This window comes from Pseudomonas sp. MWU349 (assembly GCF_017947325.1).
Taxonomy (GTDB): domain Bacteria; phylum Pseudomonadota; class Gammaproteobacteria; order Pseudomonadales; family Pseudomonadaceae; genus Aquipseudomonas; species Aquipseudomonas protegens.
In genome coordinates this window covers 1-376 of record NZ_JAFEVP010000024.1, presented here as the reverse complement: position 1 = coordinate 376, position 376 = coordinate 1, and the positions used below count along the sequence as shown (strand labels likewise).

Genomic DNA, 376 nt, shown 5'->3' with positions numbered 1-376 from the left:
CCAAACGCCTGGGTGACGGCTTCTACGAGCAGAAACTCATCCAGCAGGCGGTGGTGGCCCGCACTGGCCAGCGTTACCTCGCCGGCCAGGACACCGACGAAAAGCTGTTCAAGTACCTGATGGACAACGCCATCAAGAGCAAGGACAGGCTCAACCTGGCGGTCGGCGTCACCCTGACCTCCGAGCAGGTCGCGGCCCTGACCCACGATATCGTCTGGCTGGAAAACGCCGAGGTCAACGGCGAGCAGGTACTGGTGCCGGTGCTCTACCTGGCCCACTCCGACAACCGCCTGGCGCCCAATGGCGCCCTGATCGCCGGGAACGACGTCAACCTGATCGCCGGCCAGGACCTGAACAACGTCGGCACCCTGCGCGC

General features: G+C 64.9%; 1 pseudogene. It reads left to right on the top strand.

Annotated elements, in window-relative coordinates:
• Nucleotides 1–376: pseudogene (locus KCG88_RS30820) on the top strand (S-layer family protein); the annotation flags it as partial.